At 51.7% G+C, this 15,517-nt stretch carries 11 protein-coding genes; 4 read left to right on the top strand and 7 right to left on the bottom strand.

What is annotated here, in order from left to right:
- Positions 1-166: 166 nt before the first annotated feature.
- On the top strand, positions 167-751 hold the full coding sequence (gene lexA / locus PHU49_03365; GenBank protein ID MDD5243034.1) for a transcriptional repressor LexA: 585 nt from the start codon (positions 167-169) through the stop codon (positions 749-751).
- 136 nt (positions 752-887) lie between these two features.
- On the opposite strand, the gene PHU49_03360 is transcribed toward lexA, so the two are convergent.
- From PHU49_03360 to PHU49_03345, 4 genes are all read right to left on the bottom strand, one after another.
- Complete coding sequence (locus PHU49_03360; GenBank protein ID MDD5243033.1) at positions 888-1,082, bottom strand: hypothetical protein; 195 nt, start codon at positions 1,080-1,082, stop codon at positions 888-890.
- Positions 1,027-2,634 carry a 5'-nucleotidase C-terminal domain-containing protein gene (locus tag PHU49_03355; protein MDD5243032.1) on the bottom strand — a complete coding sequence of 536 codons (1,608 nt, stop codon included), beginning with the start codon at positions 2,632-2,634 and terminating at the stop codon, positions 1,027-1,029. Before PHU49_03355 ends, PHU49_03360 begins: the two co-directional genes overlap by 56 nt.
- Positions 2,622-3,683: an aminotransferase class I/II-fold pyridoxal phosphate-dependent enzyme gene (locus PHU49_03350; GenBank protein ID MDD5243031.1), complete on the bottom strand. Its 1,062-nt coding sequence runs from the start codon at positions 3,681-3,683 to the stop codon at positions 2,622-2,624. The genes PHU49_03355 and PHU49_03350 overlap by 13 nt, the downstream gene beginning before the upstream one ends.
- Before the next feature lie 101 nt (positions 3,684-3,784).
- Positions 3,785-4,579 carry a DUF3147 family protein gene (locus PHU49_03345; protein MDD5243030.1) on the bottom strand — a complete coding sequence of 265 codons (795 nt, stop codon included), beginning with the start codon at positions 4,577-4,579 and terminating at the stop codon, positions 3,785-3,787.
- Between the two features lie 180 nt (positions 4,580-4,759).
- Between PHU49_03345 and PHU49_03340 the strand changes: the two genes are divergently transcribed.
- The 3 genes from PHU49_03340 (at position 4,760) to PHU49_03330 (ending at position 12,969) form a co-directional block, all read left to right on the top strand.
- The gene (locus tag PHU49_03340; protein ID MDD5243029.1) at positions 4,760-11,947 is read left to right on the top strand and encodes a beta-propeller fold lactonase family protein; all 7,188 of its coding nucleotides are present in this window, start codon (positions 4,760-4,762) and stop codon (positions 11,945-11,947) included.
- A 90-nt stretch (positions 11,948-12,037) separates the two neighbouring features.
- On the top strand, positions 12,038-12,694 hold the full coding sequence (locus PHU49_03335; protein ID MDD5243028.1) for an HAD family hydrolase: 657 nt from the start codon (positions 12,038-12,040) through the stop codon (positions 12,692-12,694).
- A complete protein-coding gene (locus tag PHU49_03330; protein ID MDD5243027.1) occupies positions 12,691-12,969 on the top strand; it encodes a hypothetical protein in 279 nt (92 codons plus the stop codon). Before PHU49_03335 ends, PHU49_03330 begins: the two co-directional genes overlap by 4 nt.
- A 165-nt stretch (positions 12,970-13,134) precedes the next feature.
- On the opposite strand, the gene PHU49_03325 is transcribed toward PHU49_03330, so the two are convergent.
- The 3 genes from PHU49_03325 to PHU49_03315 form a co-directional block, all read right to left on the bottom strand.
- The gene (locus tag PHU49_03325; protein MDD5243026.1) at positions 13,135-13,380 is read right to left on the bottom strand and encodes a hypothetical protein; all 246 of its coding nucleotides are present in this window, start codon (positions 13,378-13,380) and stop codon (positions 13,135-13,137) included.
- Between the two features lie 378 nt (positions 13,381-13,758).
- Positions 13,759-14,781 carry an SDR family oxidoreductase gene (locus tag PHU49_03320; protein ID MDD5243025.1) on the bottom strand — a complete coding sequence of 341 codons (1,023 nt, stop codon included), beginning with the start codon at positions 14,779-14,781 and terminating at the stop codon, positions 13,759-13,761.
- 10 nt (positions 14,782-14,791) lie between these two features.
- Positions 14,792-15,517: nucleotide sugar dehydrogenase (locus PHU49_03315; protein MDD5243024.1), on the bottom strand; the 726-nt coding region annotated here is incomplete at its 5' end.

Genomic DNA, 15,517 nt, shown 5'->3' with positions numbered 1-15,517 from the left:
TGAGGCAAGGAAGCTCGGTCTTTTGCGAAGCAAAAGTTCCGAAGCCGAACGCGAGCGAATGGAGCCGCAGGAGCGGAATGAGCGTGTTTGTGGGGAAAACCCGGCACCGATACTCATCCTAAGCCTTAACCTGTTTTATGCTGTTAACTGATGACGGAATAAGACCATGCTGACGAAGAGACAGACAGAGATACTGAATTTCATCCAGAGCCGTTTGTTTACCGGCGGATATCCTCCTACGTTCAGGGAGATTGCCTCAAATTTCAACATCCGTTCTGTACGAACTGTTTCTGACCACATCGTGGCGCTGGAACGTAAAGGGTATGTGAAACGCGATAAGGGGAAGAAGAGAAGTTTGAGGATCATAAGGGGTGCGGAAACCCCCATCATAGGCGAGATATCGGCAGGGAGCCCCATGGTCCCCGTCAATATCGATGATGCTATCCGGCTTGACAGATTTGTGACAACGGATCACCTTTTTTTAAGGGTCAAAGGCAACAGCATGGTTGGTGACGGGATCAGGAGCAGGGACATTGTCGTTGTGAAGCCTCAGAAGATGGCCAGGAACGGTGATATCGTTGCCTGTCTCGTAGAGGGTGAGGTCCTTGTAAAACGTTTTCGAAAAAGACACGGTGAGGTTGTACTCCTGCCGGCCAACGATGATATTGAACCCCTTGTTATCAGGGAGAGCGAAGGGAGAAGACTGGAGATCATCGGCAGGGTTATAGCCCTGTTCAGAAGCTACGAATGAAGAACGCAAAGGCGGCTCATAGTTCATAGCTCATGGCTCATAGCGAGATACCCGTAAGCCGTTCGGTGTGAGGCGATTGAACCCCTTACGACTTACGATTCACGCCTTACGGGTTTTTCGATATACGATATACGAACTACGATATACGATTTTCTATGTAGATTCTGCTTCCTTCGGCCAGTTCGCCGTCAAGGCCGAGCTCATTCCCCCATTCATCGTATGCCTTCTTCCCTTTTTCCACTTCATCGAGAAGATTGACCCCGATCAGGGCGTGTTTAACGGTCATGCCGGGGGGCAGAGAGATTTCCTGGTTGTTTACAAACACCTTCATTACAGCTTACCTCTTGTATCCTCCCTTCCACTGTCGCGGTGATCCTTTTCTTCTCTTTGATATAGTCCGCGACGACGTCTTTCAGGGGCCGCCCCGAATCATTGTAGGTGACCTTATCGCTTGTTATTGTATTTGCCGTTATCGAAAAGTCCTGTGATTCCTTCAGAGCTTCCCTGAACAGTTTGTATCCGTCACCACCAGCGGCAAGGAAATCGTTTGTGCAAACAGTATAGGTTGTATTGATGTCCATTTTTGCCCCGCCAACGGATACATCCATTACCCTTAACCCTTGCGGCATCTTCGGATCATACGTGAAAGAGAGCCCTGATACCTGGAGAAACCTTCCCTCTTTTAGCTCAACACCGGAGACGCCATGTTCAAGGGCTTCTTTGATCTCCCTGCCTGTCAGTTTCATGGCAACGATGTAATTGTCAAAAGGTAAGGCGGAGTAGATATCGTTGAGGGTAATATTTCCCTTCCTGATGCTTGTCCGGATCCCGCCGCCATTGATCAACGCTATCCGGGAGCTTGATCGTTGTCTCATGATATCGGTTATGAGGTTCCCGAGATTTGTCTCCTTTGTTCGCACGTTCTTGCCGTCCAGGTCAACGAGCGCCTCCCCGATGGTCTGGCCCATGAGGGCGTCCATCTGCCGGGTATATCTTTCAACGATCTGCGCAACGTCTTCCTGTTTTTTCATATGCGATGGTTTGATCTCTTCAAGGCGGCTTTTCATCTCAATGATCTTTCCTGATTTTACAACAACGTCGAGGACCCCGAGCACCATACCGTACTCCCATGCCTGTACGAGAACCGTATTCCCGATGAGCATATGTTTGATTGTCCGTGTATGTGAATGGCCTCCCACGATAATGTCGATCCCCTTAACCCTGCTTGCGAGCACCATATCGGCATTGTACCCCAGATGGGAAAGAACGATAATGATGTCGACGCTGCCCCGCAGTTCTCGCACATATTTTTCAACGGTTGCCACGGGCGATAAGAATGTAAGACCTTCCACATTCCCGGGATGTGTCGCGACCGGTGTATCTTCTGTAACAACACCGATAATGGCGATCTTCAGTCCCTCAAGCTCCTTGATAGTATATGGTTTTAATTCCGGCATGCCTTTTACGTTTGCACCGAGGACAGGGAACGTTGCCTCGGCAATCCTTTCTCTCAGTATGTCTTTCCCATAATCAAATTCGTGGTTTCCCACGCACATCGCATCGAAGCCCATTTTGTTCATTATCTCTATCACCGGTTTGCCCTGAAAGAGATTGGCGAAGGGGCTTCCCTGGATCATATCCCCGGCAGCCAGCAGGAGCGTAGGCTTCTCTTTACGCAGATTATCGGCGAGCCAGGCAAGATAGGAGATGCCGCCTTGCATCTCGTTTGAGCCGATAAGTTTTTCCCCTGTGGCAAAACCATGGAAGTCGTTCATGTGAAGGATCCTCAACTCCTTGAACTGACAGTGTGCCGGGGGGACAGAAAGGACGGATAATGCGACACATACAATGAGTGCGATAAGCACCTTTTTCATTCTGAACATGGTTTTTGAACCCCCGGGATACTTTTTAGTGCCCTTATAAAGCGGGCATTCCAGGCATGTTTCCTGACAGGAAGCCTGATATACTGGGAACCGTTTTTGTCCGTGAAATCCCCGACGACGATCCTCCTTTTCAAGAAGGCATCCCTGAGACCGGCGATCTTTTCATTGAGCTTGAGCAGGAGGAAACTGCAGGGGGTATCGATGCATTGGACCCGCTCTGCGCCGGCGAGGGCGTCTTGTATGAAATGTTTCTCCCCTTCGATGTACGCGAGCGTTCTCTTCCTGTATCCCATGTCGCGAAGCGAGGCAATGGCGGCAGCTTCTGCCAGGAGATTAACGGGGAAATGCCCCAGACGATCTCTTATGTTTCGTATCAGATCATTGGAACCGATTGCGTAACCGAACCGGAATCCCGCAAGCCCGTAAAAGGTAGAAAAGCTCCGCAGGGCAATGGATGTTTTTGAACGTGTTATCTCATTTGTCTGAGAGGGGATGTCAGGGAAATCCCTGTGGGTCTCGTCGATGATCAGCGTTTTGTTCATGGCAGCCGCGTGTGATATGACAGGGAGCAGATCACCGGGGGACAGGCAGGTGCCGACCACGTTGTGAGGGTTGGGTATGAGAACGAGATCGGCATCTTTGATGGTCTTGATAAATCTTCCGGTTTCGAAGGCAAACCCCTTTTCCCCGTTGAGGTGAAAAGGCCTTATCTTCACACTCTGGTTTTTCAGCAGTTCTTCGTAGATATCAGAGACAGGCGATGGGACAAGCGCCGTCTTCGGGCGGGTCATCTTCAGTAACACACTGAGGATATAGGCCGGGTCAGGACCAATGATTATCTCTTCCTCTCTGATACCTTCCCTTGCGCAGATCAACCTTTTCAGGTACCTCGTTTCCCTGTCAGGGGGGTACCCGATGTGCTTTACTTTCTTTCTTACGGCATTTTTTGCTTTATTGGAAGGACCAATAGGATTCGTGTCTGAAGTAAAATCCATAATACGGTTCAGAGAAAGCCTTTTCGATTCCGCGTAATCATGAATATCCATCATTATGCAAAAATTTATAGCATATTTTGCTCATAGTTAATAGCCGGACTTAATACGCTTTGCGCAAAAGCGCTATTCGCATAGCGAAAAATCAGCCATAAATGCTATGTTGTTTTCCTGGCCAGGAACCGGTGGATGAAAAAGGCGCAGCCAAAGGATATTGCCAGCGAAACAAGCGTCCCCGGGAGTAGTCCGAGCGGTATATATGTATACCGTACCGATGTGCCGTATACAACGACGCTGATAGCGCCAAGGATCGACGCCTTCATGACCGCTGCCGAGAATGATGCGCCGTGTGCAAAATGGGTGATGAAGAGCGTGCCGATGAACATTGCGGGGAACATGGCGAACGTGCCGCCTATTAACGGTCCCCCGACCTTTGTCATGACCACCGCCAGGGCGATGACAAGGCCGCTGAAGATCCCCCGGAAGAGTATTATGGGGAGCGTATATCGCATCTTCCTGCCGGACTCTGATTTTATCTTAAGCTTTGTTTCCGCTATCCAATACGAGAAAAGCAACATACACACGTATGCTGTCAGGGAGAATGGGAAACTATCGAATTGTATAACGACCAGCACAAGAGACAAGAGGAACCATACAGCGAGTGCCCCGGCGAAGGCGAGCCAGAAATTGACCCTGATGAGATAGATATAGGCAATGATAAAGAGGCAGTTTATACCACCCACTACGGGCACTACGGTCGTTGCAGCCACCGCTGTCTCAAGGGACTGGGTCCATGCAATAAAGAAAAGGGACACGAGGACAGTAGAAGGCAATCCGGCGACAAGACCGCCGATCTTTGTGCCGTATCGTTCTGCAAGCACGGTGCCTATCGTGATCCAGAGGCTGCCGGTAATAAAAGAGAGGCCGAGTTTCAGGATAAAAGGATCGATCATCTGATAGAAGGTAGCGCAAAGCCTGTTTCGCTGTCAATATCTCTTGACATAAATCCGGCGAGCGTGTAAAAAGATGTTATACGACAATCATTTGAATAGAAGCATATTTTTAAACCATGTAGATGCTGGTTTCCTCTGGTCGGCTGAAACGGTTTGTAAAGTATTTTTGAGGTGCATTTCATGAAGAAATATTGCCTCGTTCTTTGTATCGTCATGAGTCTTCTCCTTTTCGCAACACTCGTATTTTCTGCCCCTATCGGCAAAATCACCCTTGTTCAAGGCCGTGTCGATGTCCTGAAAACGGGGAGGAATGTTGCCACACCGGTTTCCCTGGGAGCAGCCGTTGATCCCGGTGATGTATACCGGGCGAAAAGCAACGGCAGGGCCGAGATCACCTTCACGAACAAAAACCTTATGCGCATCGCCCCCGGCACCCGTATCGAGATCACGAGGTATTCTGTGGAAGGAGACAAGAGCAGCACTGTTGCGCGTCTCTACCGGGGCAGGGTGCAGGCAATCGGGGCGGATGATTTCATCAAGAGGGCAGCCTCCTTTGCGGAAGGAAATAGATTTGAGGTCCATACCCCCAATGCCGTCGCCGGTATCAGGGGTACCAACATGGTCGTTTTCTTTGAGAAAGGAGCAACCGGGGCCCTTTTTGTATCAGGAAGGGGTTATCTGTATAATCCGCAGCGACCCCGGCAGATTGTCCTCATCGTTGCAGGGACCATATCGTTTATCTCGGCACCAGGAGCGACGCCGACGCCGCCGAGGAAGATGACCGATGCCGAGACGGCCATGTATACTCAATTATTCGCAGGAGGTTCATCAGGCGGCGGCGATACAATGCCGTCGGAATTTGCCCTTGTCTCCGGCGGAGGCGGCGGACCGCCTTCGGGCGGAGGCGGCGGTCCACAATCTACGATCTCTCCGCCACCTCCACCGGAACTGCCGGGGCAGCAAACGGCCATAGAAGGACCATTTTATAGTAGTTTCAATACCGATATCTGGAAGACAGGGAGCGGACTTCTCTGGAAAGGAGAAATGGCCGGCGCCTTTGAGGGGAACGATTCCCTCTGGAGCGGCGACCCTCCTCTCGTTACGATAAGCGGCACTTACACAAACAGCGCAACGGGTACGGCCATATGGTCTTCTAAGGTTTCAAGTACTGCCGACCCATACAGCTATACACACCCCATGTGGAGCTGGAATGAAGACACCATGACGGCAACGACAAGCGACGGCGGTTCCTATGTCGGTTTTGCAGGCGGGGCAGATTACAACGGCATCCTTGAGGGAAGATTCATCGGTCTCTATATTGATCCTTCGAAGAATGCGGGTACCCTGTCTGCACCGGTGAGCGGTATCTATTCGGACGGGATCTTTACGATGCTGGGCTCAATAAGCAGGACATTCAAGGGTGCTGTCAGTATAGATCCTGTTGATTTTGAAGCCAATGATACACAGGACGGCATACCGCTGTCGTATATATCGGGGGTCTTCCCCGCTACCTATGGCACGATGAGCGGTTCATTCGGAGGCACCATCCTTTCGATCGACGACGAGCCATGGGGCATCTATTTCTTCCGGGCAGGCGGCGCATATTCCCTCCCTGCGCCGTCCTGGAATGCAAAGATAGGTGGATATACAAAATTCGGCGCCTATTACAATGCATCATCGGTCCTTTATCACGATAATGCCTACTGGATAGGGAATATTACCAACGGGTCCTGGGGCGACGATAAGATTACCGCTGTCTTGAACGGTCAGTATGTCTCGGAACGCAGGATGGGGAGCATCACCGGTGATGTCATCGGCACCCACAACAGCGGGACATCAGGCAACTGGCAGGCGGTATCGCTCGGGACATGGACGGGCGTACCGCTTGCCTTCGGCAACCCGGTCAGCCCCGATCTGCTTTATTATGATCCGTCTTCAGGGTGGCAAACGGACGGTTCCTTTGACGGCAATATGGGGGGCACTTCATCGATCTGGTCCTCCTCTCAGTCAGGCCCGGCGTCTTTCAAGATAATCGGACAATACAATACGCTCCCTGCCGGAACCCGTGCCCTGATATGGAACGATGGGAATTACAGCATGAACAATATCTATAACGGGCTTCCCGATTTTTATACCACCTATGACGGCGGCTCCTATGATATGAACATCGGTGCGGTCATCACTGCAGACGGAGATATCTATGGCAGGTTTACGGGCATCTATATAGACCCGTACGGGCACGCAGGCTTGCTGAGGGGAGGCCTTACCGGCACATCCTATCCGGATATCGGCATGCTGGAGGTGGACGGGAGCACCTACCGGATAGAGAAAGAATCAACCGTCTACCTGACTCCTGATCAATTGAAAGATGCAATGGAATACCATGGCCCCGCAGCCGTTCGTACAACACGTCTGGCAGGTACGTCTCCGGCAGGAGGGGTAATCACCGGTTCAACCACAGATACATTCGGTAACACTTTTGCATCATTTATCGATGAAGCAAACAAGATCACCTATCCCTGGGGATACTACACCCACACGCTTGGCGGTTCATATACGGGTACTATATCCACCTGGACGGGAAAAACTGGCGGGTTCCACTACCTCGGGAATTATTATGACACACCCACAACCCATACAGGGAGCCCCGCCTACTGGCTCGCCGATATTACAAGCGGGACCTGGACAAACGGCACATTCGGAGGAACGGCAAGCGGCACGTTTATCTCGGCAACGGCCATGGGAACGATCTCCGGCGACGTCATCGGAACATACGATGCGGATACAACGTGGGCATCGAGGTCATCGGGGACCTCATCGGCCATATCGGGCATTACTTTCGGGAAGAATACCTTTGTTGCAACGGGATTCTCCGGCGCTGTCCTCACGTCGTCCGACGGGATCACATGGACGCCGCAGACCTCGGGGACTGCCAGTAATCTCTTCGAGGTCATTTATGGTAACGGGCAATTTGTGACAGCAGGTGTTTCCGGCACGATCCTCACGTCGTCCGACGGCATCACGTGGACGCCGCAGACCTCGGGGACTACAAATAACCTCTTCGGAATTACCTACGGCAATAACAGATTTGTTGCCGTGGGAGGTCTTGTAACGCTTGCCTCGTCCGACGGTATTACGTGGACGCTGCAGAACCCCGGTGTCTCACTGTACGGGGTCGCTTACGGCAATAACAAGTTCGTGACAATAGGACTTTCCGGCGCCATCCTCACGTCATCCGACGGTATTACGTGGACGCCGCAGACCTCGGGGACCACAGATAATCTCCTCGGGGTTGCCTACGGCAATAACAGATTTGTTGCAGCAGGCGTTTCCGGCGCCATCCTCACGTCATCCGACGGCATCACGTGGACGCCGCAGACCTCGGGGACATCGACAGCCCTCTCTTACGTTTTTTACGGAAACGGCGCCTTTATTGCCGTTGGCGACAGCGGCGCCATCCTCACGTCATCCGACGGGATCACATGGACACCGCAGACCTCGGGGACCACAGATAATCTCCTTGGCGTACTATGCGCTAAAAACAAGTTTGTTGCCGTGGGGAACAGCGGAACTATCCTGGACGGTTCTAATCCATGGCAGGCAGCAAGCGTTGGCGTCTGGGAAGGGACACCGATTGGATTCGTTAGCAATATACCATCCGGTATCCCCCTCAGTTTCTTTGATGGGACATCTTTCGGTAATGACGGCTCTATCAATGGCGGGATGATGGGGGGTATCACTTCCCTCTGGACAGCAACACAGGAAGCGCCAGCCCCGGTGAAGATAATCGGTGCCTATACGGATGGCGAAAACAACGCGCATATCTGGGGTTTTACCATAGTGAAAGGCGGCGTTTCGTCACCTACGATCAATATCTCTTTGCTTCCTGCCGATTGGATAGAGGATACGACATACGGGTGGGTAAGTGATAATTATTATAAAGAGACGACCGGTACGGGAAGTTTAAGGGTCGTAAGGACCGCGGTTGGTGGTGGTTTTGGCGGAGGTGTGAATCTGAGGACCGACGGTACCTACAATTTCCAGGATTCTATCTTCAGGTATAAATGGCGGATGAACGGGCAGGGGAGCTATGCCGCCACGTGGAACGGACCCGGAGCAGGGTTCTGGGGTCTCGGCGGAAATATAACGACAGGCTGGTCATACGCGGGAAGCTTGTTGGTCGATTCTGACCAGTGGATCTATACAGAGCTCCAGATAAACAGTGATCTGTCCTATACCGTTGATCTGAGCTATACGGGATACGGCCTTGGAGGCATCTATCATACGGCAGGTACATTGGCCCAGAGTAGTTATGATGCGCTCAACAATACCTGGTTCCGTCACCGGATCGTTGACAACTACGCCAACGGTGCCTACTTCGAGATTGCTGAGGCGATGATCAACAATTACTACAACGACGGCAACTACAAGGGGTATCTAACAGGCATCGACCTGAATAACAGCCTGGAAGCCAGGATGATCGCCCTCTACATTGACCCGTCGGGGAAGGCAGGCTACCTGAAAGGAAGTTTCACCGGTACCGCCTATCCGGAGATAAGCATGTTCGAGATGGACGGCAGTATCTACCCCGTGCAGAAGAACGCGGCGATCGGTATCAACCCGGACAACCTCGGGGCGTCAGTACGGGAATCAAGTGGAAGCACGGGCATGCTTGCCGGTACCTTAGGCTCAGGGAGTATTACCAGTACAGAAGTATCGTTCGAAACAATGGCCCTCATCAACAGCGCTTCACATGTCGCCCAAAACTGGGGCATCTACAAGCTTACCGGCTATGGTAGCTTCTCGAATCCGGGTAGTGCCACAACATGGACCGGCAGGACAGGAGGGGAGGATACGTTCGGCGCCTATTACAGCGATGATTTTAATGATGATCATGGACGCTGGATAGCTACAATCACCGATGGCACCTGGACAGGGGACAAGCTGACAGGAACACTGAGCGGTGAGTTCATTACGATGACAAAAATGGGCACGCTGAGCGGTGAACTCCTCGGCACCTATTATAACTATTCTTCCCAGGATTTATGGCAGGCTGTCTCTGTGGGGGCGTGGGAAGGAACGCCGCTCAAATTTGCAAGCAGTATTGACGCATTTCGATATAATCTCCAGACCACGGGGGCACTGACGGCGGGAACAATGGCAGCCACAGGGAATACTCCCTGGTCTGTTGCCATTGACCCCACCGGGAAATTTGCGTATGTGGCAAATAAAGGCTCTAACACCGTCTCCGTTTATATCATCAGCCAGACCACAGGGGCACTGACGGCAGGAGCACCGGCAGCCACAGAGACCAGCCCGACTTCCGTTGCCGTTGACCCCACCGGGAGGTTCGCGTATGTGGCAAATTATAATTCCAATACCGTTTCTGTCTATGCCATCAACCAGTCCACAGGGGCGCTGACGGCGGGAACGGCGGTGGCCACAGGGAGTTTCCCAAATTTCGTTTCAGTTGACCCCACCGGGAGGTTCGCGTATGTGACAAATAAAAGCTCCAATACCGTCTCCGTTTATATCATCAACCAGTCCACAGGGGCGCTGACGGCGGGAACACCTGCAACCACGGGGAGCAGTCCCTGGTCTGTTGCCGTTGACCCAACCGGGAAATTTGCGTATGTGGCAAACTATGCTTCCAGTACCGTCTCCGTTTATGCCATCAACCAGACCACAGGGGAGCTGACGGCAGGAACACCGGCAGCCACAGAGACCAGCCCGACTTCCGTTGCCGTTGACCCCACGGGGAGGTTCACGTATGTGACAAATCAAGCTTCCGGCACCGTCTCCGTCTATACCATCAACCAGTCCACAGGGGCGCTGACGGCGGGAACGGCGGTGGCCACAGGGTGGAATCCCTGGTCTGTTGCCGTTGACCCCACCGGGAAATTCGTGTATGTGGCAAGTGGTAGTTCCAATGATGTCTCCGTCTATACCATCAACCAGTCCACAGGGGCGCTGACGGCTGTAGACACGACGGTGGTCATGGGGAGCAGCCCTAATTCCGTTGCCGTTGACCCCACGGGGAGGTTTGTGTATGTGGGAAATAATGGTTCAAACAACGTCTCCGTCTATGCCATAGACGCATTGACACGGGTCTCGGAAGGCACCCTCACTGCCTATATCGGGGGCGGCACATCCCTCTGGAACGGGGGAACAACACCCGTAACGATGATCGGCACCTATGATCCGGTCAGCCCTTCCGCGTTCGTGTGGGGACAAACAATCGCAGGCTACAATTACATTACTGGTCAGAATGTGACCCTTGACGCGCCGCCCAATGCCTACGCAGGGTTCCTGACCGGGTACAAGGCGAGCGACGATACGATGAAGGCGAAGTGGGCCTCGGTCTATGTAAAAGATGACGGCAGCGCCGGCATCCATCTCGGAACCCTCACGGGAACGGCGTATTCCGGCATCTCAATGTTCAAAATGGATGGCACTATCGATGCGCCAGTCGAGATAGTCTCGAGCGGCATCGGCATCACCCCCGCGGACCTTTACCCGGCGAATGTCGATGCCGGCTCGCTCAGCAACGGCACGCCCGTTCTCACCGGCGGGGTCTTCGGAGGGGGCGGAACGATAAAATCGTCATACTATAAACGGGAAAGCCTGAGCATCACCGGCCAGGACTGGGGCGTATGGAGATCGGTGAGCAGCGGGACCTATGACGGAACGACATCGGCGTCGTGGTCGCTCTCCGCGGACCACAAATACTTCTCGTGGACGCAGATCATGGGCAGCGAATTGACGGGAACGCTCTGGTCAGGGAGCAAGCTTGAGGGTACGACCGCAGGTTACGGCGCAGATATCAATACGGGGAAGACGTGGATTAGCGTCGGGGAGACAGTAGGCACCTATGACCCCGTGGTGCTGACGTACCAGGCGATCAGCGCGGGGCTGTGGATAGAGGCAAGCAAGTTCCTCTGGATGGTTGACAACCAACCGTCGAAACTCCAGGCGCTGAACGTCCCTTGTGTTGAGGTGGGTGTGGACAACCTCTCGTACAGTGCGGCAGGGATGACGAACATCAATATGAACAGCGTAAAGTTCTTTGCCCCTACAAGTGGCGGTAAACCGCAGGTATGGGCAACAGGCAATGTGAACGCGAACTGGTCGACCGGGTATCAGCCCACTGTCAATACCACGTATAATCTGACAGGCACGGCAGTCAACGCACAGTTCACATTAAAGCAGTTTAACAACAACGTGGATAACAGCAAGTGGCTGGCAACGGTAACGAACGGCAGCGGGCAGATCAACGGATATGCAATAACATTCAGAGGCGCCGCGGCAGGCACGACGAACGCTACGGCACGGACGTTCTCCGGCACAGGGGCGGGGGTGGTGAAGTAATAAATCAGCTCATAGTTCACGACTGACAGGCAGCTGGAGGAAATCCGGCTGCCTATTGTATTTTAATGAAATGGTGTATAATAAGCGACCATGAAAAAGATCATTTCCTTTGACCTCGACGGGACCATCGTAAGCGGGCATTATGGTGAGATGGTATGGAACCACGGCATACCTGAGGTGTATGCGAAGAGATATTCCATGTCATTCGATGAGGCAAAAAGGTTCATCAGGCAGGAATACGAATCAGTGGGTGACGGGGAGATCACCTGGTACGATATAGAGCACTGGCTAAAACGGTTTGACCTGCCGGTGCCGGCCGATAAGCTCCTTGTAAAATATGAATCGCATATAGAAATAGTGCCCCACGCGAGGGAGGTTCTCGAAGAGCTTGCGAAAAGGTATACACTTGTCGTTGCGTCCAATGCGGCGCGGATCTTTGTTGACAAAGAACTCCACTGCTCAGGATTAGCGGGATACTTTACTCATATCATATCAGCCACAACGGATTACGGGATGGTGAAAAAGGAGGAGCAGTTCTACAGGAGGCTCTGTGCACTACTCAGAGTTTTACCCCACGAGATAGCGCATGTCGGCGATCACCCGGTCTTCGATCATGATGTGCCGGCAGCTATGGGGATCGAGGCATACTATTTACAGCATGAACATTCAGCGGTCAGCCATCAGCTTTCAATAAAAGACGGCAGAAATGTCATAAAAGATCTCAGGGAGCTTCTCGACAGACTATGAAGACGTGCTTCAAGTGCCACGCACCGGTTACAGACGAGAAGATATCCTTCAAGGACGAATGTCTATCGTGCAGATCCGATCTCCATGTCTGCATGAACTGCCTTTTCTATGATACGGGGAAACATAATTCCTGCAGGGAACCTCAGGCAGACTATGTGAAGGAAAAGGACAGGGCAAACTTCTGCGAGTACTTCCGGTTTAAAGATGACGCCGAAGATAAATCCGGCAGGGAAGAAGCCGCGAAGCAATGGGAAGAGCTGTTTAAGAAAAAGTAGGAAACCAGCTCATGGCAAGGCCTTAATAACCAATAATCAAACATCAATCACCAATTAATATCCAATAACCAATGACCGAATACCCAAACGGGAAACAATACCAGAAAGGTTTTGTTTGGTTATTTTCTTTTCAGTCGCTATCAGCCATGAACTATGAACTGCTTCTTACGTTGCCGGTTTCGTAAATATGATCCTGTAGCGCTCGGGATCTACATCGAAGCATGCGGTGCATCCGCTGTCCTTGCAGCCGGACGTTCCTTCTGCTTCAAGTTCTTCTTTGGCGGGCAAAGGTTCAAGGTGGACCTCAAAACCGATCTCCCGGTACATCTCGACCATCTCCGAGAGCCTCGGCTCGCATGCAATGAAACGTCTTTCCCAGCCGGCCTTGATGAGTTCCTCTTCCCTTTTCATGGTCACTTATTATAACACCATTTGTTGATATCGTGAAATGTAAAAGGTGAAAGGTGAAAGGCCGCAATAAAGGCAGTGAATAGTGAACGGTGAATAGTGAATAGTGAAAGGTGGAAAGGTGAGAGGCAATAGGCGAGAGGTCATAGGTGATGGGTGATAGGTCATTGCGAGCCCGCAGGGCGCGGCAATGACACCAATAATTATACCCCTGAGATCGCCACGTCGCTTCGCTCCTCGCGATGACGATAAAAAATGAAGCTCCTCGCGATGACGATAAAAAGCGTGGCTCCTTGTGTTGCCGGTAAGGTTCTGAACATTGAATGGATGTTTTCTCTACGCCGAACGGTCTTTTTAAGATCTCGATATACGATATACGACCTACGATATACGGTTTATTATGAGCTGTTTTTTAAAATACGCGATCGTTTTTTTCAACCCATCATCGAGGGAGATGCGCGGCTGCCATTGAAGATGTTTTTTCGCCTTCCCGATGTCAGGGCATCTTCTCCTCGGATCATCGTCGGGTAATTTTTCAAAGACTATCCTCGATCCGGAGCCGGTCAGCTTGATGATCTTCTGTGCAATAGACAGGATCGATACCTCAACAGGGTTACCAAGGTTGGTGGGGCCGGGGAATCCTGAGAGAGTGGGTTTTGTGTAATCTCTTCCCCTCTCGTGTTTGCCGGTTTCGTAGTCCATCATCCGTATCATGCCTTCCACCATGTCATCGATATAGCAGAACGACCGTGTCTGTGTACCGTCCCCATAGATCGTGACAGGTTTATTGTTGAGGGCCTCAACAATAAAGTTGCTTATCACGCGTCCATCATCAGGACGCATCCTTGGCCCGTATGTATTGAATATGCGGACGACCTTGATATCGACCTTGTTCTGTCTCAGATAATCGAAGAACAGGGTCTCTGCCACCCGTTTCCCTTCATCGTAACAGCTTCTTTTCCCGATGGGATTTACGTTACCCCAGTATTCCTCCTGCTGAGGGTGGATATCCGGGTCGCCGTATATCTCGCTTGTTGATGCCTGCATAACCCTTGCCCTTACCCTTTTTGCGAGTCCCAGCATATTGAGTGCGCCGAGGACGTTGACCTTGATTGTCTTTACCGGGTTGTACTGGTAATGGATAGGGCTTGCCGGACAGGCGAGATTGAATATCCAGTCAACTTCAGTCAGTACCGGTTCAGTCACATCATGTCTCAGGAATTCAAAACGGGGATTTTTCATAAGGGCGGTGATGTTTTCTTTCGTGCCTGTGAAGTAATTGTCAAGGCAGATGACCTCGTGCCCGTTTTTGAGGAGTTTTTCGCAGAGATGAGACCCGATGAAACCGGCGCCGCCGGTCACGAGTATCCGCTTCGGTTCATTATACGTATGGTATCTGTACATAGTCACTGCGCTAATATGCTATTGGTCTGCCTATACAGATGTACTGGAACCCCAGTCGTGCCATGCTCCGCGGGTTGTACTGGTTCCTGCCGTCAAAGATGACAGGTGTTTTCATATGGGATTTGATCTTGTCGAAGTCAGGTTCCCGGAAAGAAAGCCACTCGGTCAGGAGGATGAGCCCGTCTACCCCCTTGAGGACCTCGTACTGGTTTTTCCCGAACCGGATATTTTTGTTCTTCACGAATATCGATCTGGCAATCTCCATTGCCTTCGGGTCAAAGAGATTACAGAATGCCCCGTTTTTTGTAAGGCTGTTGACGATCTCAACGGAAGGGGCCTCGCGCATATCGTCGGTGTTCGGTTTAAAGGCAAGCCCCCATACGGCGAATTTTCTGCCTTTCAGTTTGCCATGATAAAAGGATGCGATCTTTTCTGCGAATGACTCTCTCTGCCGTTCATTGACCTCCATCACCTTTTCCAGTATCGTTGGTTCATATCCAAGTCCCTGTGATGTGTTGATCAATGCCCTGACGTCTTTTGGAAAACATGAACCGCCGAAACCGATGCCGGGAAAGAGAAATTTGGGACCTATCCTTGAATCGCTCCCGATCCCCCGCATAACCATCATAACGTCAGCGCCGAGCCTGTCGCATATATTCGCGATCTGGTTCATAAATGATATGCGGGTGGCAAGCATCGAGTTGGCTGTATATTTTGTCATCTCGCTTGATTTTAC

The sequence above is a fragment of the Syntrophorhabdaceae bacterium genome, from assembly GCA_028713955.1.
Lineage (GTDB): Bacteria > Desulfobacterota > Syntrophorhabdia > Syntrophorhabdales > Syntrophorhabdaceae > UBA5609.
This window is presented reverse-complemented; position numbering and strand designations above follow the sequence as displayed.